Origin of the sequence: Bacillus sp. XT-4 (assembly GCF_050864245.1) — a bacterium.
GTDB lineage: Bacteria > Bacillota > Bacilli > Bacillales > Bacillaceae > Bacillus > Bacillus altitudinis.
Genome location: NZ_JBPAFI010000002.1, coordinates 603141 through 620159, shown reverse-complemented (window position 1 = coordinate 620159; position 17019 = coordinate 603141). Strand labels below are relative to the sequence as shown.

21 protein-coding genes and 1 riboswitch are annotated in these 17019 nt (G+C 42.3%); of the genes, 14 read left to right on the top strand and 7 right to left on the bottom strand.

Translation table 11 applies throughout. The annotated features are described in order from the left end of the window. Positions 1 to 67: 67 nt before the first annotated feature. From ACRRMM_RS08480 to ACRRMM_RS08460, 5 genes are all read right to left on the bottom strand, one after another. Positions 68 to 241 (bottom strand): hypothetical protein, encoded by a 174-nt coding sequence (locus tag ACRRMM_RS08480; protein ID WP_035392421.1) that lies wholly within the window; start codon positions 239 to 241, stop codon positions 68 to 70. Between the two features lie 297 nt (positions 242 to 538). Beyond that, entirely contained in the window at positions 539 to 1450 is a 912-nt protein-coding gene (locus tag ACRRMM_RS08475; RefSeq protein WP_007499002.1) for a ClpXP adapter SpxH family protein, read from the bottom strand. Next, the gene (locus ACRRMM_RS08470; protein WP_007499001.1) at positions 1447 to 1845 is read right to left on the bottom strand and encodes a thiol management oxidoreductase; all 399 of its coding nucleotides are present in this window, start codon (positions 1843 to 1845) and stop codon (positions 1447 to 1449) included. The genes ACRRMM_RS08475 and ACRRMM_RS08470 overlap by 4 nt, the downstream gene beginning before the upstream one ends. Positions 1846 to 2122: 277 nt before the next feature. After that, a complete protein-coding gene (locus ACRRMM_RS08465) occupies positions 2123 to 2887 on the bottom strand; it encodes a lytic transglycosylase domain-containing protein (RefSeq protein WP_008348461.1) in 765 nt (254 codons plus the stop codon). 25 nt (positions 2888 to 2912) lie between these two features. Further along, positions 2913 to 3488, bottom strand: a complete 576-nt coding sequence (locus ACRRMM_RS08460; RefSeq protein WP_050827158.1) for a CYTH domain-containing protein — start codon at positions 3486 to 3488, stop codon at positions 2913 to 2915. A 217-nt stretch (positions 3489 to 3705) separates the two neighbouring features. Here ACRRMM_RS08460 and ACRRMM_RS08455 point away from each other — a divergent pair, with 217 nt between their 5' ends. The 4 genes from ACRRMM_RS08455 (at position 3706) to ACRRMM_RS08440 (ending at position 6511) form a co-directional block, all read left to right on the top strand. Continuing rightward, the gene (locus ACRRMM_RS08455) at positions 3706 to 4071 is read left to right on the top strand and encodes a hypothetical protein (RefSeq protein WP_008348459.1); all 366 of its coding nucleotides are present in this window, start codon (positions 3706 to 3708) and stop codon (positions 4069 to 4071) included. A gap of 33 nt (positions 4072 to 4104) precedes the next feature. Next, complete coding sequence (locus tag ACRRMM_RS08450) at positions 4105 to 4734, top strand: GTP pyrophosphokinase (protein WP_008348457.1); 630 nt, start codon at positions 4105 to 4107, stop codon at positions 4732 to 4734. Between the two features lie 65 nt (positions 4735 to 4799). After that, the gene (locus ACRRMM_RS08445; RefSeq protein WP_008355343.1) at positions 4800 to 5600 is read left to right on the top strand and encodes an NAD kinase; all 801 of its coding nucleotides are present in this window, start codon (positions 4800 to 4802) and stop codon (positions 5598 to 5600) included. 17 nt (positions 5601 to 5617) lie between these two features. Then, a complete protein-coding gene (locus ACRRMM_RS08440; protein ID WP_428828971.1) occupies positions 5618 to 6511 on the top strand; it encodes an RluA family pseudouridine synthase in 894 nt (297 codons plus the stop codon). Between the two features lie 40 nt (positions 6512 to 6551). Here ACRRMM_RS08440 and prpE read toward each other — a convergent pair whose 3' ends face one another. Further along, positions 6552 to 7295 (bottom strand): bis(5'-nucleosyl)-tetraphosphatase PrpE, encoded by a 744-nt coding sequence (prpE, locus tag ACRRMM_RS08435; RefSeq protein WP_428828878.1) that lies wholly within the window; start codon positions 7293 to 7295, stop codon positions 6552 to 6554. A gap of 160 nt (positions 7296 to 7455) precedes the next feature. Between prpE and ACRRMM_RS08430 the strand changes: the two genes are divergently transcribed. The 10 genes from ACRRMM_RS08430 (at position 7456) to ACRRMM_RS08385 (ending at position 16364) form a co-directional block, all read left to right on the top strand. Then, entirely contained in the window at positions 7456 to 9303 is a 1848-nt protein-coding gene (locus ACRRMM_RS08430) for a monovalent cation:proton antiporter family protein (protein ID WP_046527497.1), read from the top strand. 53 nt (positions 9304 to 9356) lie between these two features. After that, positions 9357 to 9466: riboswitch (TPP riboswitch) on the top strand. Between the two features lie 78 nt (positions 9467 to 9544). Then, complete coding sequence (tenA, locus tag ACRRMM_RS08425) at positions 9545 to 10255, top strand: thiaminase II (protein ID WP_035392416.1); 711 nt, start codon at positions 9545 to 9547, stop codon at positions 10253 to 10255. Then, on the top strand, positions 10230 to 10847 hold the full coding sequence (gene tenI, locus ACRRMM_RS08420; RefSeq protein WP_428828879.1) for a thiazole tautomerase TenI: 618 nt from the start codon (positions 10230 to 10232) through the stop codon (positions 10845 to 10847). The genes tenA and tenI overlap by 26 nt, the downstream gene beginning before the upstream one ends. Beyond that, positions 10831 to 11943, top strand: coding sequence for a glycine oxidase ThiO (thiO, locus tag ACRRMM_RS08415; protein ID WP_428828880.1), 1113 nt, complete (start codon positions 10831 to 10833; stop codon positions 11941 to 11943). The genes tenI and thiO overlap by 17 nt, the downstream gene beginning before the upstream one ends. After that, positions 11940 to 12143 carry a sulfur carrier protein ThiS gene (gene thiS, locus ACRRMM_RS08410; protein ID WP_024720130.1) on the top strand — a complete coding sequence of 68 codons (204 nt, stop codon included), beginning with the start codon at positions 11940 to 11942 and terminating at the stop codon, positions 12141 to 12143. Before thiO ends, thiS begins: the two co-directional genes overlap by 4 nt. A 4-nt stretch (positions 12144 to 12147) precedes the next feature. Then, positions 12148 to 12915, top strand: coding sequence for a thiazole synthase (locus ACRRMM_RS08405; protein WP_428828881.1), 768 nt, complete (start codon positions 12148 to 12150; stop codon positions 12913 to 12915). Continuing rightward, entirely contained in the window at positions 12912 to 13925 is a 1014-nt protein-coding gene (locus ACRRMM_RS08400; protein WP_428828882.1) for a thiazole biosynthesis adenylyltransferase ThiF, read from the top strand. The genes ACRRMM_RS08405 and ACRRMM_RS08400 overlap by 4 nt, the downstream gene beginning before the upstream one ends. A 17-nt stretch (positions 13926 to 13942) precedes the next feature. Beyond that, a complete protein-coding gene (gene thiD, locus ACRRMM_RS08395) occupies positions 13943 to 14749 on the top strand; it encodes a bifunctional hydroxymethylpyrimidine kinase/phosphomethylpyrimidine kinase (RefSeq protein ID WP_025207163.1) in 807 nt (268 codons plus the stop codon). Positions 14750 to 14898: 149 nt separating this feature from the next. Beyond that, positions 14899 to 15675, top strand: a complete 777-nt coding sequence (fabI, locus tag ACRRMM_RS08390) for an enoyl-ACP reductase FabI (protein WP_003211867.1) — start codon at positions 14899 to 14901, stop codon at positions 15673 to 15675. Positions 15676 to 15788: 113 nt separating this feature from the next. Next, positions 15789 to 16364: a CotO family spore coat protein gene (locus ACRRMM_RS08385; RefSeq protein WP_368774990.1), complete on the top strand. Its 576-nt coding sequence runs from the start codon at positions 15789 to 15791 to the stop codon at positions 16362 to 16364. A gap of 37 nt (positions 16365 to 16401) precedes the next feature. Here the strand turns inward: ACRRMM_RS08385 and ACRRMM_RS08380 are convergent, their stop codons facing one another. Next, complete coding sequence (locus tag ACRRMM_RS08380; protein WP_008348434.1) at positions 16402 to 16845, bottom strand: CotY/CotZ family spore coat protein; 444 nt, start codon at positions 16843 to 16845, stop codon at positions 16402 to 16404. Positions 16846 to 17019 lie beyond the last annotated feature (174 nt).

Below are 17019 nucleotides of genomic sequence, written 5' to 3'. Positions count from 1 at the left end.
ACCGAATGCGAGGGTTTGCCTACACGCTAGACCTCGTCTATATGAACGAGGTTTGTACATTCAATGATTACGATTTAAAACCTTTGAAGGTTTTTCGGTAATTCATTCGATAGAGTGTAAAGAGAATGGAAGCGAATAGGAGTGGAGATGTCAGGTAAAGAGGCAGCATCTTCATTAAGCCTAATATATTTAAACAGAAACATAAGCCAATGGCAACAAGTCCAATGGTTGTGCTGCGCATGCAGATCCCCCCATTTTTTTGTTACTTTCACTATATGAAAGTGACAGTCCTCTTATGTTTTGTGACAAAAATATGAACATATAGTATATCGGTTGTCATAAGTCGACAAAATTTGATATACTACAGATGTGAAATTAATCACATACAAACATTACCCCTTTGTTTGACCGTGAAAAATTTCTCCCATCCCCTTTGTTGTCGTTAAGACATAGTGAAACCGCGCTTATCCCGGCGCGGTTTCTTCGTACTTATAAATAGAACAAGCGTTCTTTTTTGGGGGTAAAGAAAAAACATGGGTCAGCACCCATGTTCATTCTCACAGCGGTAAACGTCAAGATCTGAATGATTGTCTCCTTCTGTATAACGCCAAAACATTTCTTGATGTACTTGTACACGTTCTACCTTTTTAGCGAATGCGAGCTTTTTCATCTCGCGTTCAACTTCTTCAAGTGTCAGGTCATATACAACGGCAATTTCTTTTGCTGATGCAAATTGAAAGTAAGCGATAAACCATTCAATTGGCGGTCGTTCTGAAGGTGTTGGTTTTTCGCCAATCATTTCAAAGAGAATTTCCTCGTAAATATCATAAGAATATGCACCTGAAATCTTTAATCCTTCTTCACCATTTATCGTATTAAAAAAGGCGAAAGTGGGAAGCTCAGATACATCCATTTCAGCTGCGATTTTCATATCACATTGGAGCGCTTTGACAGCACTTTGAGAATGGATATCTCGCTGGAACTCTTCAATGTCCAGTCCAGCCGTTTTTGCATTTTCTAGCAAGACTTGTTCACTGGTGACGTCCTGCTGATGGCAAAAAAGCGATTCTTGAATGAGTCGTAAAAATTTCATTCCGCATTTTCTGCCCTGAAGTTCAGCTGCTTTTAATGCGAGAGAGGCGAGATAAGGTGATGTCACAATTTGTTCAGACAACATTTGTTCTTTTTTGGTCTGAGTTTTCGTGGCAAATTTCCCCCACGCTTCGGTTAGTAAATGTTTTTTTCGTTTCCGGTTCAAAGCATTAATACTAGAACTTGTAACCGTTCGTAAAGTGAAGAAACGGCCATATTTCATTTTCAACTTTTTAATTGATGGCTCTAATAACCAGCAGTCCGGGCTGAGAGGATCAATGAATACATAGATTTCAATCGGCTTTTGAGGATGTCCGTGACAATGTGAGAAATATTGCTCATGCGGATTGCAGCTCAAGATCGTCCGTCCTTTTCAGGTATTTGGTTGACCATGTGACGAGCCGTCAAAGACAGTCGCTCAAATAAAAAGTCACGAATATCGCCGGTTAGTCCTACTTGATCCATTGCATCCTCCATGCATTCAAGCCATGCGTCCGCTCGCTCCTCAGTAATCGGAAAAGGGAGATGTCTCGCCCGTAGCATTGGGTGACCATGCTCCTCAGTATAAAGCGGCGGTCCGCCTAAATATTGAGTTAAGAACTGTTTTTGTTTTCTTGCTGTTTCTTTTAAGTCATCCGGGAAAATAGGATGAAGCAAAGGATGACACTTTACATTTTCATAAAAAGTATCAACAAGTTGCGATAGAAGTTCCTCTCCAACCGCTTCGTAAGGTGCGTTAAACGATTGTACCATGTTGACTACTCCTTTAACTCGTAGCTAATAGGATGGCTCACCCTATTGCGAATTTCATGTATTTCAAAAGTGATATTCAGTTTGTTCTATTTTGTTGTTTCTATTATTGTATACTTATTTTAACAACCTCTACTCAATTCCACAAACAAACCGCTTTGGCCCTTTGGGAAAAGTGAGGGAGACAGGTTCCGTGTTCAATTGACCATATCATAACACATTCAGTCAAAAAAGGGTGAAAAGCGACATACAAAAAACCGAAGAGGTTATTCTCTTCGGTTTAGGCGAAATATTGAGCTGTGATTTTCTTTACATAATTTTGTGTTTCTTTAAATGGAGGAATGCCTCCGTACTTATCTACATTCCCTGAGCCTGCGTTATAAGCGGCTAAGGCAAGTGAGACATTTCCATTATATTTTTGCAGCATTTGTTTTAAATACTTCGTTCCGCCTTCAATGTTTTGGGCTGCATCAAAGGCATTGTTCACGCCAAGTGATTTAGCCGTAGACGGCATAAGCTGCATCAGTCCAAGTGCACCAGCATGGCTGACAGCATTCGTGCGATAACCGGATTCTTGCTTGATCACTGCGTGGATCAGCTTTTCTGGAACTCCGTGCTTTTGAGCCATTTGTGAGACGATTTGATTAATCTCTTTTGATGAAGAGCCTGAAACAGCTTTTTGAAGAGGCGGTGTGTAGCTGTTATTTAAGACGTTTCCAATACCATTTGCGGTATTCAATTGGCTGTCATTTGCATAAAGAGACTGAGATTGAAGCTGTTCACTGCCCGCTATCGCAGATAAATATGGATTCATTCGTGCATATTGCGTGTTCGGAGACGTTGATGGGTCCGATCCCATGAAAGCAGAAATGGAAAGCGGGAGACGAGATAATTCTGATCCGCCTAAAAAATCTTGCAACAGCGACTGGAATGAAGTCTCAGCGCTTGATTCTTGTCCAGCTGTGAGTTGTGTTTGTCCATTATCAGATTGTAACGTTTTGAGTGCTTGAAGCTGCATAAAGGATTGAAGTTGATTGACGTTCATCATGTTCCTCCTTCAAGGAATTCATCTATTCTTTTGTTTTCATTTTTTCTTCATAAAAACGTACGACTTTGTTTTTCGTGTGTCTTGGTGGGATCTGAAATTGCTGAAGCAATGCTGTGAAAGCAGCTTGTCCAATGTCTAAATCACTCACTTCAAATTCAAGTTCATAGTCCTCTACTGTTAAATATCGGCTGTGATCCAAAACAATTAAGCCTTCTTTGATCATTTTTTCTGCTCTTGACGTTTCCAGTGAACCAAAATACACGATTTGATCCTTTTGAATGTGAAGGTGTACTAACCTGTCTGCCACTTCACCTTCTGGCAGTTGGAAATGTTCAAGACTAGCGGGAGGATCGATCGTTTGGTGGGTTTCCAAAAGGCCGATCTCATGCGGTTCCTTTAATGTGAGGACCCACTGCCCACCTTTTTCTCTCATTCGTAATGCAGCGAATTTGGATTTTATATCAAATTGAGGTGTATCAAAATAATAGTTGGTTTGAGTGAGGAAGTCCTCGTCCTTTAATTGAAAATATTCTTTTAGCTGTTCAAATTCTTCTTTCATTAATAATTGTTTTAGTTCTATCTCAATTTCCTGTGCCATTTTGACATCAACCTTTCATTTAGAGGAAATATGATTATTGTACATGAAAAGCTTCTTTTTTTCTTATTTATTCCTTAAAAAGAGACGTATATAGATGCTAAATGAGGCAAAATGAACAACGAAATGGAGAAATCAAATTTTCTCAAAAAGTTCGGTTTATCAATATTGAACTTGATATGATAAAATAAAGCTGTACTTTGTTGTAAAGGAGATCATGATGCAAAACAGAATTGAAATCACAGAAGCAACTTTAAAAGAAGACAGGCTGATCTTGACGGTCCAGTCAGATGAGCAAATTCAAAAAGCAAAAGCATCAGGACAAATGCTTGTTGATTCTGATCACTTTGCGTTCGTTTACATACTTGAGACTGAGGAGTCTTTTACGTATCTTATTTTAGGAGAACATACATGGGCTCCATTAAAAGAAGCAATGAATCGTGAAATCCCTGTCTATTTGGCGGCGGAAGAGCAAACGCTAGAACTCATTCAACTTCATCAGGAATTAAACTATTTAATCGACAATATTAAAGACAATGCCAATTACGGAGATATGGAAGAGAAAGTGAAGAGCACATTCCTCTGAAATAATTAGGTATTTGGAATTGGGGGAAGTTTCATGGACAAAAAACAATGGGATCAATTCCTCGCACCATATAAGCAAGCAGTCGAAGAATTAAAAGTGAAACTAAAAGGCATCCGAAAACTGTATGAATTTGAGGATGACCATTCACCAGTAGAATTTGTCACTGGCCGAGTGAAACCCGTTGCCAGCATATTGGAAAAGGCAAAGCGTAAAAACATCCCGATGCATGAGATTGAAACGATGCAGGATATTGCAGGGCTTCGCATTATGTGCCAATTTGTAGAAGATATACAAGTCGTCAAGAAAATGCTTCAGTCACGAAAAGATTTCGTGGTTGTAGATAAACGCGACTATATTGCAGAACATAAAGAAAGCGGATACCGCTCGTACCACCTTGTTGTGTTATATCCGCTGCAAACGATCAATGGAGAGAAGCAGCTCCTCGTCGAAATCCAAATCCGTACATTAGCCATGAACTTTTGGGCGACCATCGAGCATTCTCTGAATTATAAATATAGCGGGAATATCCCGGAGAAGGTCAAGCAGCGCCTTCAAAGAGCTTCTGAGGCAGCATCTCTTCTTGATGATGAGATGTCTGAAATCAGAGGGGAAATTCAAGAAGCGCAAGTGGCATTTTCCCGGAAAAAGAAAAACGATAGCTGAGCCTAAGCTTGATCAAATATGATGCTGCCCTCTCATAGCAGCAAGGTGGAAAAGGAGAAGAATTCATGAAATTTGCAGTTTCTTCGAAAGGGAATTCTGTATCTGACACACTCAAAAATAAAATACAGACCTACTTATTGGATTTTGGAATGGAATTAAATGAAGAGGAACCCGATCTCGTCATTACAGTTGGCGGAGACGGAACCCTTTTATACGCTTTTCACCGGTATAGCAACCGTCTGAACGAAACCGCTTTTGTCGGCGTACATACAGGCCATCTTGGTTTTTATGCGGACTGGGTCCCGAGTGAAATTGAAAAGCTTGTGTTAGCCATTGCCAAAACGCCTTATCATATTGTGGAATATCCGATTCTTGAAGTCATCGTCAGGTACAACGATGGCGGCCGGGAAGAAAAATATTTAGCAATGAATGAATGTACGATTAAAAGTATGGAAGGTACACTTGTGGCAGATGTTGAGATTAGGGGTCAGCTTTTTGAAACATTCAGAGGAGATGGTCTTTGTTTGTCTACACCATCTGGCAGTACAGCCTATAATAAGGCACTTGGCGGGGCTATTATTCACCCATCCATTAGGGCGATCCAGCTGGCAGAAATGGCTTCAATCAACAACAGAGTGTTTAGAACGGTCGGTTCGCCGCTCATTTTGCCGGACCACCATACGTGTGTGATCAAACCGATTAATGATGTGGATTTTCAGGTGACGATAGATCATTTGTCGCTGCTGCATAAAGATGTGAAATCCATTCAATGCCGAGTGGCAGACGAGAATGTCCGGTTTGCCCGATTTAGACCATTTCCGTTTTGGAAAAGGGTGCAAGATTCCTTTATCGGCAAAGGAGAATAAGAAAGAGGTTGTTCTCGCTGGAATACTTTAAGATAAACAAAACCATATCAGCCAAAGAAGAAGGCAGGCTGCTGAAGGACTACTTAATCGATCTTGGCATTTCAAAACGAATGCTGACAGATATTAAATTTGATGGCGGTGACCTTCTGATTAATGGAGAGCATGTGACCGTGAGATATGAGCTGCGCGAGGGAGACAGGCTCACCATTTTATTTCCCGAGGAAAAAGTGAGTGATGGGCTAAAACCTGCGGCCATTCCGCTTGATATTTTATTTGAGGACGAGCACGTGCTTGTGCTGAATAAAAAGCCATATATCCCATCGATTCCTTCTCGAGAGCACCCTGAGCATAGTATTGCAAATGGGTTGCTTCACCATTATGCTAAGCAGTCCGTTCGACTGACTGTCCACTTGGTGAACCGTCTTGATCGTGATACTTCTGGTGTCATGTTAGTCGCTAAACATCGCTTTGCACACAGCCTTTTATCAAAGGCGCAGAAAAAAGGGGAAGTCAAGCGAACGTATAGAGCCATGACACATGGCATGATCACGCAAAAGGAAGGAACAATTAGAGCAAAAATTGCTCGAAAAGGGGACAGCATTATTGAACGAATGGTAGATGAATCTGGTCAGGAAGCCGTAACACATTATACGGTGCGGGCGGTACATACTCATTTAGATATGTCTGATGTGTCCCTTATCCTTGAAACGGGAAGAACTCATCAAATTCGTGTTCACATGCAATTCCTTGGTCATCCGCTTGTTGGAGATACGCTATATGGTGGAACAAGCGAGAGAATAGGCAGGCAGGCACTTCATAGTGAAACCCTTGTTTTTCCGCATCCGATAACAGGGGAGTCCATGACCTTTTCGGCTCCTTTGCCGGATGATATGACATTATTGCTTCAGTAAACAAGTAAACCCGGTCACCTGTCATGGTGGACCGGGTTTTTTATTGCGTGAAATGCTGAAATCTTGAATCATCATATGGCATAGATGAAGGAACAGATACTGTCTCAAGCTCTGGATATCTAAGGGCAGAGAGCTTGTGGCCAAAGACGCAGCCTGTATCAATGTTAACCGTTTTACCGATAAATCTTGGTTCTTTTACGGGTGTATGCCCGTACACAATCCATGGTTTTCCGTGATATTCCTTTGCCCAGTCCTTCCTGACAGGTCGACCGTCTGGCCATGTTTCTCCGGTGACTGCTCCAAATAATAGATAAGACCTCATCTGTTTGTTCGGTTTTTTGCCAATATCCTTTTCCTTCATTGCTGCGTGTGCAATGATCAGTTCATTCGGAATCAGTACATCATAAAGCGGTGCCTTTTCAAATAAATGTTTAAATTCACGTGATAAAATGGTTTGTTCATCATGCGGCAGTTTTTTGATTTCGTTTACCGTTGTTTCAATGCCGTGCAGTAATTTTACGGGATTTCCTTTCAAATAGCGATACAACTTAAAACAATGGTTGCCAGGCACATAGCGGATGGCGCCCTTAGAATAGGCGTGTATGACAAATTGCATCACGGCAACTGATCGAGGGCCGCGATCTGTTAAATCACCAACAAGGGCCAGTGTTCTCTTATCAGGGTGGACAGGTAGTCCGTGTTTGAGTTCGTATCCTAGTTTGTGTATGAGGGTAAGCAGCTCTTCGTAGCAGCCGTGGATATCGCCGATGATATCGAATTTCATAAAGGTTCCTCCTGATTTTTTCCTCCATTTATCGGATATAAAGAAGTTTGAATTTTAGAAAATATAACGAATGGCTTTCATTTCATTTGGGCAATTGTTAGAATCAATGCTTTAACGTAAAACTTAAAAATTAAACATGAATGTTAGGAGGCTTTAGCCAATGGAGCATACATCTGTTTCATCACTCGTTGTCGTTATTATTGTAGCCTTTTTCACCCCCATTTTATTGCACCGATTTAAGCTGACCATCCCGGTCGTTGTCGCTGAAATCATCATGGGGCTCATCATTGGAAAAAGCGGTCTTCAACTAGTTGTTGAACACGACGCATGGCTAGATACGTTATCCATGCTAGGTTTTATTTTTCTTATGTTTTTAAGTGGACTTGAAATAGATTTTTCTTCTTTTGAATCAAAGAAGAAAGCGCGAGAACTACCAAATGGTTTAAAAGAACCGAATACATTTAAAACAGCGACCATTATTTTTGTTGGCGTATTTTGTATGTCCTTTATCCTGTCTTATGCGTTTGTCCTTGCAGGATTTATTCAAAATGCCTTTTTAATGACGCTTATTATTTCCACCATCTCATTGGGTGTGGTAGTTCCTACCTTAAAAGAGGAAAAGTTGATGCAAACGAATATTGGTCAAATCATTTTGCTTGTAGCCGTTATTGCTGATTTGGTGACAATGATTTTACTTGCTGTGTTTTCCTCCATTTATGGCGATGGAACAGGGAACATGTGGTTGCTCTTATTATTATTTGCGGCAGGTATTCTTCTTTATTTATTTGGCCGGGTATTTAAGACAAAGTCCATTTTTCAGTCCATGTCAAAAGGAACGGTGCAAATTGGGACAAGAGCCATCTTTACTCTCATTATAGTCTTAGTTGCCTTATCTGAATCACTCGGTGCTGAAAATATTCTGGGGGCTTTTTTAGCAGGTGTGCTTGTGTCTCTTCTTTCGCCTAATAAAGAACTCGTACAGCAGCTGGACTCATTTGGCTATGGATTTTTAATTCCGATCTTTTTTGTGATGGTTGGTGTGGACCTGAATATATGGTCACTCTTTAAAGATCCAACCATCATGATCATGATTCCGCTACTGTTTATTGCATTATTGCTTAGTAAACTCGTTCCGATTCTTTATTTAAAAAAATGGTATGACATGAAAAAGGTCATTGGTTCGGGTTTTTTATTAACCTCGACGTTATCCCTAGTTATTGCGGCTGCAACGATTGGTGAGCGGCTTGGTGTCATTGATCATAAAATGTCAGGAGCCCTCATTCTAGTCGCTGTGCTCACGAGTATTTTAACGCCTGTTTGGTTTAAGGCGTTATTTAAACAAGAACGTGAAACCAATCATAAAAAGCGTGTGACGTTTATTGGAGCGAATCAGCTGACGTTACCTGTGACGCTTGATTTACATCAGGATGAATATGACATCCGTATTTTACACGTCTTTCAGGAAAATAAAGAAGCCTTGCTTGCTGACTCCATCTTTGAAGTTGAAGCGATTGAACAATATGACGATGATACGCTAAGGCAGGCTGGCATTGGGCAAGAGGATGTGCTCGTTGTGGCTACAGGCAGTGAAACGAAAAATAAGGAAATTGCTTTATTTGCAAAAGAAGAAGGGTCTAAACAAGTCATTGCAAGTGTTAACAAAGCGGAAGCCGAGCTGACTTTAAAGGAAGCAGGGATCGATACCTTTTCTAACTTCTTATCATCTAAAACGGTGCTGAGGGCATTGATTGAAGCACCTGATGCGATTCGCTTGTTAACAAATGAGGATTCTTCTTTGTATCAAATTCAAATGAACAATCATCGGTATCATAATGTCATGCTGAGGGAATTTCCTTTTACCGGCGATTTGGTGTTTGTCCGTATTTTTAGAGGAATTGACAGCTTAGTACCGCATGGGGATACGACGCTTAGAAGCGGTGACCGCGTGCTTGTGTCTGGCTCCCGGGAGTATGTGGCAGGACTTAGAGCCCAATTAGAGTTGCAATGAACCCTTGACCGATGAACAAATCCTGATTAAGATAGAGGTACAACAATATATGTTTGATCCACTAGGGGAGTCCTTTAAAAGGGCTGAGATAAAAGTGTAGACTTTTAGACCCTCATTACCTGAACAGGTTCATACCTGCGTAGGGAAGTGGTGCGGTGTTTGACTATGCTTTTTACAAATTCCAAACCACTTTCCACGCGGAAAGTGGTTTTTTTATATGGAAAAACAGGAGGAGAGGAACATGACATTTTCGAACGAATGTAAAGAAGCAGCAGCTAGATGGTGGAATGGGAGCTTTACACACCCTTTTGTGAAAGGGATTGGTGATGGCACACTTTCACTCGATCGTTTCACTTATTATGTGATGCAGGATTCGTACTATTTAACTCATTTTGCAAAAGTACAGTCGTATGGAGCTGCCATTAGTGAGGACTTACATACGACAGGCAGAATGGCATATCATGCGCAGGGTACGTATGAAGCAGAGCTATCACTGCATAGAAAGTTCACAGAACTGCTCCAGATCTCTGATGAAGCGCTGGCAAACTTTAAACCTTCTCCAACTGCGTATGCATATACCTCGCATATGTACCGATCTGTGAAAAGCGGTCGTTTTGAAGAAATTTTAGCCGCATTATTGCCGTGCTACTGGCTTTATTATGAGGTAGGAGAAAAACTGAAACAAACAACACCTGACCATCCGATTTATCAAGAATGGATTTTGACATATGGCGGGGATTGGTTTAAAGAGCTTGTTTTTGAACAGGTGAACCGTTTTGATGAACTTGCAGAAAAAGCGCCAGAACATGTGCGGGCTAATATGAAAGAAAATTTCGTGATTTCAAGCTATTACGAATACCATTTCTGGGAGATGGCGTATGAAAAAGAAATGTGGCAGACAGCATGCTTAGATGGGGTTGGTGCAAATGGAACTCCACGCAGTGACAAATGATACGCTTCCTATCAGGGAGCTCATCAAGCAAGTAAAAGACATTGCGTCTGAAGTAGACTTTATTCATATTCGTGAACGATCGAAGGCAGCAGGTGAGCTGGTTCACTTCGTGAAACAACTCCTAGCAGAAGGTGTTCCGAAAGAAAAGCTGATTATCAATGACCGAGTTGATGTTGCGCTGCTGACCAATATTCACCGGGTTCATCTTCCTGGACACAGCTTTTCGCCAAAGGAATTAAGACAAAAATTTCCTCACCTCCATGCGGGGGTATCGGTTCATTCGATAGAAGAAGCCAAAGCAGCAGAGAAGAACGGGGCAGAGTATGTCATGTTTGGGCATGTGTATGATACCGCATGCAAACCCGGATTACAGGCGAGAGGCATAAAGGTTGTGGAGGAAATGACTTCTACGCTGTCCATTCCAGTCGTTGTCATTGGTGGAATCACACCAGAACGACTGCCAGAATTGATGCATGTTGATTTAAAGGGAATAGCCGTCATGTCGGGGATTTTTGCTCATCCTCAGCCGCGCAAAATGGCGCAAACGTTTTCTGAAAAGCGAAAGGAGAATCCTTATGAACAAGCATTATGATGTTGCAATCATTGGTGGTGGAATCATAGGGATGTCGATCGCTTATCACCTTGCAAAAGCAGGAAAGCAGATTGTCTTATTTGAGGCAAATGAGATCGGGAAGCAAACGACAAGTGCGGCTGCTGGCATGCTGGGTGCACATGCTGAAGGAGAAGGTGATGAAGATATTTTCTTTCAAGTAGGCAGACAAAGTCAGGCTTTATATGAAAAATTAACGGTCGACCTTCAGCATGAATCGGGCATTGATATTCGGACATCAGTGGGCGGGATTATGAAGGTGGCTTTTACAGAACAAGAAAAGCGTGCGCTTTGCCGGATGCAGCATTTGCCCACATTTGAATGGCTTGAAGCAAGCAGCGTAAAAGAACGTATGCCTCAAATAGCAGATGACATTGTAGGAGCAGGCTTGATAGCAGATGATGTACATGTCGAGCCATATGCGGTATGCAGGGCTTTTTGGCAGGCGGCTGTTCGGCAAGGAGCGGATGTGAAGGAGTTTACCCCCGTTATCGATGTAAAGAGGGGAAAAGAAACATTGACAGTCAGTACAGCTAAAGGCATCTTCACATGTGATCATCTGACTGTAGCAAGTGGTGTATGGTCAGGCCGTTTTTTAGAAGAACTGGGGTTATCACATTCTCTCTATCCAGTAAAAGGAGAATGCGTGTCTGTTTGGAATAACGGTCCAGCGCTTGCACACACCATCTATCATGATCATTGTTATATCGTTCAAAGGGATAGCGGTAAGCTAGTGATTGGTGCAACGATGAAACCGAATGACTGGCAGGCCGTTCCGACACTTGGCGGTATTGAAGCAGTTATTCACAAAGCATCTCAGCTCATGCCTTCTATTCGAGAGATGCCGATTGATCAATGCTGGGCAGGTCTTCGGCCAGCGACAAGCGACCGGCACCCCTATATCGGAAAACATCCAGAAGACGAGCGTATTCTTTTTGCAACGGGACATTACCGAAATGGCATTTTACTTGCGCCAATTACGGGGGAAATCATTCGCCGCTTGATAGTAGGCGAGTCTGTTCACAAGGAATGGCTTCATGCGTTTCGGATTGGGCGAAAGGAGGCATTGTTCGTATGAAAATTCAATTGAATGGAAGAATGGTTGATTTCGATAAGGAAAATGGCACGGTTTTTGATCTGCTATCAGCCTATCAACTTGAAAACCGAGTGGTGATCGTTGAAAAAAATCAAGAAATTATAGATAAAGAAGCCTTTCAACAGGTAAAAATTCAACCAAATGACACGATTGAAATCGTTCACTTTGTAGGAGGAGGATGACACCATGCTGCGCATTGGCGGAAAAACATTTACATCAAGACTATTACTAGGGACAGGAAAATATCCATCATTTGAAGTTCAAAAAGAGGCGGTCAACGTATCAGAAGCTGAAATTTTGACCTTTGCTGTGCGAAGAATGAACATATTTGAACCATCACAGCCCAATTTTTTAGAGCAGCTCGATTTATCAGCCTATACATTGCTACCAAATACTGCAGGGGCAAGTACAGCGGAAGAAGCGGTGCGGATTGCTCGTTTAGCGAAAGCTTCTGGACTGTGTGACATGATCAAAGTAGAAGTCATTGGCTGCTCAAGGTCTCTTCTGCCAGATCCAGTCGAAACGTTAAAAGCATCTGAAATGCTATTAGAAGAAGGTTTTATCGTGCTGCCATATACGTCAGATGATGTGGTGCTGGCAAGAAAATTAGAAGAACTTGGTGTCCATGCCATTATGCCAGGTGCTTCTCCAATCGGTTCAGGTCAAGGGCTTTTAAACCCTCTGAATCTATCGTTTATTATCGAACAGGCAAAAGTGCCAGTTATTATTGATGCGGGTGTAGGTTCGCCGAAGGATGCTGCTTATGCGATGGAATTGGGTGCTGATGCTGTATTACTGAATACAGCCGTGTCTGGCGCAAAGGACCCTGTGAAAATGGCCAAAGCGATGAAGCTGGCGATTGAATCTGGAAGACTCGGTTTCGAGGCAGGCCGTATTCCACTCAAAAACTATGGAACAGCCAGCAGTCCGCAGGAAGGAATTCCAGCATTTTGAGCACACGTTATTCACGCCAAGAGCTTTTTAGGCCGATTGGAACAGAAGGACAAAAACGGCTACATGCCTCAAAGGCCGTCATTATTGGGGCTGGGGCACTTGGAACAGCGAGTGCTGAAATGCTCGTCCGTGCCGGCGTAGGATCTGTCACCATTTTGGATAGAGATTATATTGAATGGAGCAACCTGCAGCGTCAGCAGCTATACACAGAGCAAGATGTTCTTGATCGGCTGCCAAAGGCTGTGGCTGCTGAGAAAAGACTCAAGCAGGTGAACAGTGACGTTCACGTGAGAGGCATCGTCCTTGACGTGACCGCTCAAAATATTGATGAGTACGTCAGCGGGGCATCCATCATCGTGGATGCAGCGGATAATTTTGAGGTGAGAATGATTGCGAACGATGCAGCCGTCAAACATCAAATTCCGTTCCTTTACGGGGCCTGTGTAGCAAGCTATGGTATTCAATTCACAGTGATTCCTGGTGAAACACCATGTTTACACTGCCTGCTTGAGCATTTACCTGCACAAGGCATGACATGTGATACAGCAGGAATTATTAGTCCAGTAGTGCAGCAGGTTGCGGCCTATCAAGTGGCGGATGCACTGAAGCTTTTAACAGGACACCACATCACACCGGTATTAAGATCGTTTGATTTATGGACAAACGAGCGATCTGATATTCGATCCGTTACGTCTTTAAAAAAGAAAAAATGTCCAAGCTGCGGTCTTAAGACATATCCATTTCTCTCATATGATCAAAGAGCAAAAGCAGATGTATTATGTGGACGAAATACCGTACAAATTCGCAGTGCACTAGGGGCACCCCCGGCGCTGCATGAAGTAGCCCGTCAGCTAAAGAAAGCAGGAATGGATGTGCTGGAAAATCCTTATTTGCTTTCGTGTCAGAAGGATGAGTACAAGCTTGTTTTATTCAAAGATGGCAGAGCGCTTGTACATGGGACAAATGATATTGCGAAAGCGAGAACGATTTATCATCAATGGATTGGCTAATGAGAGGGTGAGATGACATGACGATTAAAAAAGCATTAACCATTGCAGGTACTGATTCTGGTGGTGGAGCTGGTATTCAAGCAGACTTGAAAACTTTTCAGGAGCTTGGTGTGTACGGAATGTCCGCCATTACGGCCATTACCGCTCAAAACACACTTGGTGTTCACGGTATTTATCCACTGTCTATTGAGGCGCTCGAAAGTCAAATTGATGCAGTAGCAGAAGACTTGTTGCCAGATGCCGCTAAAACAGGGATGCTGTGGAGTGCTGAAATGATCAGTGTCGTTGCTGAAAAGACGAAGCAATATGACTTGAAACTAATTGTCGATCCAGTCATGATTGCCAAAGGGGGCGCCTCTTTATTAAATGAAGATGCGGTCTCTGCTATGAAAACACAGTTACTGCCTGTCAGTTATGCAGTCACACCGAATCTCCCTGAGGCAGAAGTGCTGACAGGCATGCGCATTCAGACAAAAGAAGATCGCCATAGAGCAGCAGAACGACTTTATGAGCTTGGCACGTGCTATGTTGTGATCAAAGGAGGTCATAGTCCTTCAGGCGGCCTCATTACAGACCTTTTGTACGATGGAAAAAGCTTTTTTGAACTCAGTAATGAACATATTGATACACCACATACACACGGAACAGGCTGTACATTTGCAGCGGCATTAACGGCAGAAATAGCAAAAGGTCGTTCCATGAAGGAAGCCTTTGAAACGGCAGAAACCTTTGTCCATGAGGCGATCAAATTTCCTCTGAATATTGGCGCTGGGCACGGACCGACTAACCACTTTGCTTATCAGCAAAACAGAGTCAAAGCATAAAAAGAAGACTGTCTTCACTTGTGAGGACGGTCTTTTTTCTGAAATAAAAACTTTCTTTCAACGGAAATTGTCAATATCTCATGATTTGTGATAAGATTATGATCAGGTACTAATACTATGTCTTGAAAAAATAGGAGGCTTTAATACATATGAACTTTTCTTTAGAAGGCCGTAATATTGTGGTGATGGGTGTTGCCAATAAACGAAGCATCGCTTGGGGAATTGCTCGTTCACTTCACGAAGCAGGAGCTCGTTTGATTTTTACTTATGTTGGAGATCGTCTGGCAGAATCAGTGAAAGAGCTAGCAAGCACGCTAGAGCGTGATGATTCCATTATTCTTCCTTGTGATGTGACAAGTGATGAAGAAATCGAAAAATGTTTTGCAACGATTAAAGAAAAAGTACAAGTCATCCATGGTGTTGCACATGCGATTGCATTTGCGAACAAAGAAGAGCTTGTCGGTGAATATTTGAACACGAACCGTGAAGGTTTCCTTTTAGCGCACAACATTAGTGCCTATTCACTAACAGCTGTAGCAAAAGCAGCACGTCCGCTCATGACAGAAGGCGGAAGCATTGTCACACTTACTTACCTAGGCGGAGAGCGCGTTGTCTCTAACTACAATGTCATGGGTGTAGCAAAAGCAGCCCTTGAAGCAAGTGTGAAATACTTAGCAGCTGATCTTGGAGCGGAAGGCATCCGTGTGAACAGCATTTCTGCTGGTCCAATTCGTACGTTATCTGCAAAAGGAATCAGCGGCTTTAATACGATCCTGAAGGATATTGAAGAGCGTGCACCGCTTCGCCGTACAACGACTCCTGAAGAAGTTGGCGATACAGCACTATTCTTATTCAGTGATTTATCCCGCGGCATGACAGGTGAGAATCTTCATGTTGATTCTGGCTTCCATATCATTGCCCGCTAAACGAATAATTGATTTGCAGCATACCAATCACTGGTATGCTGTTTTTTATTTTTCTTCTGATTTGGGGTGTCCTCTCATATATATAAGGAATGAATCATTCGGGAGGGATCAGTATGTCAAATAAAGGTGATGAGAATCAAAAGCCGCTTATGTATATTGTTCAGCCGAGCTATGATGAATCAGCGCCGGCCATGCAAAATATTGTGAGAAAGCGAAAGAAGTCAGAAAAACCTTCAGAAACCAATAAAAGCGCCAAAGAGGATGCAATCGACGAGAGCGTGCAAGAACCTGTATCACAGGAAGTAAAGCAGAAAAAAGAAGAGCCGCCTGCGCTACAGCAAGAGCGGGAGATCAATCAAGAAAAAGATAATTCACAAAATCGAGAGCCAGTACAAGAACAAGAACAACAGCCAGAAGGCGTATTTCATGAAATAAAAGAAGAACCAAGAAGAAAACGAGTGAAGAAGCCGTTAAGCCAAATGAATATCGAGGAGAAAGTCGATTTTCTTACAAGTCTGCCGCATAATATGCCGAGAGCGCTTTGCCTCATCGAAGCCGATGGAAAAACATACAGAGGAATCATCATGGAGAGAAAAGACAATATGGTCGTCATCCGCACAGCAGGCGGCGGTAATCCAGTGGAATTAGCGATTGATGATATTTCTTCTATTCATCCACTTGGTTTTTAATGAACATAAAAAAAGTCCCATAACGGGACTTTTTTTGTTAGCAGCTACGGTTGATGAGTCTTGGATTTAAGCACTCGATTGCGCAGAAGCAGTCAAGGTCTACTTCAATGCAATATTTTGATTTTTCTAAACGGAACACATCACATACGGAATCTTTATCTGTAAAATCTAAAATATGACGATCTTTGTCAAATGCAATAAGCAAGCTGAGTGTTGCGCAGTGATCAGAGATGTGTTCGACTCTGAAAAATGCAGTGCTGAAGCAAGGGCCAGCATCTACTTCTCCGACGTTTCCGAATGCGACGAATGGTTTTGATTTTGAGGTAAATAGAACAAACGGGACAGTGTCACCTAATGAATGTGATGGAGAAAGGAGATTGCTGTAACAGCTGGTTGGGCAATCCTCTTCGACGGCATTTTGTAAGTCGTTTATGTTTTCAACAGCCTCTGCTACACAGTTCCATGAATGTTTGCGGCTCATATTCAACCCTCCTATACAAGGAAATTTGTTTGAGTGTTTGAGCACTGTCATCATCATCTATAAGCTTTATTACGTGTCTCGCCGGTTGATGCATCTAATGTCAATCAATGCGGAAGCGGCCGCCTTTTGCTGACTGCTCCGCATGATTGGTTGTCATTCGTGAGGAAGGGGATG

Coding starts and splice junctions, on each gene's coding strand:
- ACRRMM_RS08480 (WP_035392421.1), bottom strand. CDS start 241: ATGCGCAGCACAACCATTGGACTTGTTGCCATTGGCTTATGTTTCTGT.
- ACRRMM_RS08470 (WP_007499001.1), bottom strand. CDS start 1,845: ATGGTACAATCGTTTAACGCACCTTACGAAGCGGTTGGAGAGGAACTT.
- ACRRMM_RS08465 (WP_008348461.1), bottom strand. CDS start 2,887: ATGAACGTCAATCAACTTCAATCCTTTATGCAGCTTCAAGCACTCAAA.
- ACRRMM_RS08460 (WP_050827158.1), bottom strand. CDS start 3,488: ATGGCACAGGAAATTGAGATAGAACTAAAACAATTATTAATGAAAGAA.
- ACRRMM_RS08455 (WP_008348459.1), top strand. CDS start 3,706: ATGCAAAACAGAATTGAAATCACAGAAGCAACTTTAAAAGAAGACAGG.
- ACRRMM_RS08450 (WP_008348457.1), top strand. CDS start 4,105: ATGGACAAAAAACAATGGGATCAATTCCTCGCACCATATAAGCAAGCA.
- ACRRMM_RS08445 (WP_008355343.1), top strand. CDS start 4,800: ATGAAATTTGCAGTTTCTTCGAAAGGGAATTCTGTATCTGACACACTC.
- prpE (WP_428828878.1), bottom strand. CDS start 7,295: ATGAAATTCGATATCATCGGCGATATCCACGGCTGCTACGAAGAGCTG.
- ACRRMM_RS08430 (WP_046527497.1), top strand. CDS start 7,456: ATGGAGCATACATCTGTTTCATCACTCGTTGTCGTTATTATTGTAGCC.
- tenA (WP_035392416.1), top strand. CDS start 9,545: ATGACATTTTCGAACGAATGTAAAGAAGCAGCAGCTAGATGGTGGAAT.
- tenI (WP_428828879.1), top strand. CDS start 10,230: ATGGAACTCCACGCAGTGACAAATGATACGCTTCCTATCAGGGAGCTC.
- thiO (WP_428828880.1), top strand. CDS start 10,831: ATGAACAAGCATTATGATGTTGCAATCATTGGTGGTGGAATCATAGGG.
- thiS (WP_024720130.1), top strand. CDS start 11,940: ATGAAAATTCAATTGAATGGAAGAATGGTTGATTTCGATAAGGAAAAT.
- ACRRMM_RS08405 (WP_428828881.1), top strand. CDS start 12,148: ATGCTGCGCATTGGCGGAAAAACATTTACATCAAGACTATTACTAGGG.
- thiD (WP_025207163.1), top strand. CDS start 13,943: ATGACGATTAAAAAAGCATTAACCATTGCAGGTACTGATTCTGGTGGT.
- fabI (WP_003211867.1), top strand. CDS start 14,899: ATGAACTTTTCTTTAGAAGGCCGTAATATTGTGGTGATGGGTGTTGCC.
- ACRRMM_RS08385 (WP_368774990.1), top strand. CDS start 15,789: ATGTCAAATAAAGGTGATGAGAATCAAAAGCCGCTTATGTATATTGTT.
- ACRRMM_RS08380 (WP_008348434.1), bottom strand. CDS start 16,845: ATGAGCCGCAAACATTCATGGAACTGTGTAGCAGAGGCTGTTGAAAAC.